This window comes from Loktanella sp. 3ANDIMAR09, assembly GCF_001420005.1.
In the GTDB taxonomy this organism is placed as follows: Bacteria; Pseudomonadota; Alphaproteobacteria; order Rhodobacterales; family Rhodobacteraceae; genus Loktanella.
This window is the reverse complement of record NZ_LJAK01000033.1, coordinates 1-1,138: the sequence shown is the minus strand read 5'-3', so window position 1 is coordinate 1,138 and position 1,138 is coordinate 1. Positions and strand designations below refer to the sequence as shown.

Sequence of the window (1,138 nt, the reverse complement as noted above, 5' to 3'; positions counted from 1 at the left end):
CGGCCGCCTTCACGGATGGCGAAACGCAGGCCGTCTTCCATCGCGATCGGTGCGATCAGCTCGACGTTGAACTTCAGGTTGTCGCCCGGCATCACCATTTCGGTGCCCTCGGGCAGCACAACCGTGCCGGTCACGTCCGTCGTGCGGAAGTAGAACTGCGGACGGTAGTTCGCAAAGAACGGCGTGTGACGGCCACCCTCTTCCTTGGTCAGGATGTAGGCCTCGGCCTCGAACTTGGTGTGCGGTGCAACCGACTTGGGCTTGCACAGCACCTGGCCGCGCTCCACGCCTTCACGGTCGATACCGCGCAGCAGCACACCCACGTTGTCGCCAGCCTGACCGGAGTCCAGCAGCTTGCGGAACATCTCGACGCCCGTGCAGGTCGTCGTCTTGGTGTCGCGGATACCCACGATCTCGATGCTGTCGCCGACGTTGATCACGCCACGCTCCACACGGCCGGTCACAACCGTACCACGACCGGAGATCGAGAACACGTCCTCGATCGGCATCAGGAACGGCAGGTCAACCGCACGTGCCGGTGTCGGGATGTACTCGTCCACAGCCGCCATCAGCGCCTTGATCGACTCTTCGCCGATGTCCGCATCACGGCCTTCCATCGCCGCCAGGGCGGAACCCTTGATGATCGGAATGTCGTCGCCGGGGTAGTCGTAGGAGGACAGCAGCTCGCGGATTTCCATTTCCACCAGCTCTAGCAGCTCTTCGTCGTCAACCTGGTCGACCTTGTTCATGTAGACGACCATGTAGGGGATGCCCACCTGGCGACCCAGCAGGATGTGCTCGCGCGTTTGCGGCATGGGGCCGTCGGCTGCGTTCACAACCAGGATCGCGCCGTCCATCTGGGCAGCACCGGTGATCATGTTCTTGACGTAGTCGGCGTGGCCGGGGCAGTCGACGTGGGCGTAGTGACGGCCTTCGGTCTCGTACTCGACGTGCGCGGTCGAGATGGTGATGCCGCGGGCCTTCTCTTCGGGGGCGCCGTCGATCTGGTCGTAGGCGCGGAAGTCACCAAAGTACTTGGTGATCGCTGCCGTCAGCGTCGTCTTGCCGTGGTCAACGTGACCAATCGTGCCGATGTTAACGTGCGGTTTGTTACGTTCGAACTTTGCCTTAGCCATGA

General features: G+C 62.5%; 1 protein-coding gene. It reads right to left on the bottom strand.

All coding sequences use genetic code 11. The features are described 5' to 3' along the window. Window positions 1–1,136: elongation factor Tu (gene tuf / locus AN189_RS18645; RefSeq protein ID WP_056039693.1), on the bottom strand; the 1,136-nt coding region annotated here is incomplete at its 3' end. Window positions 1,137–1,138: the final 2 nt, after the last annotated feature.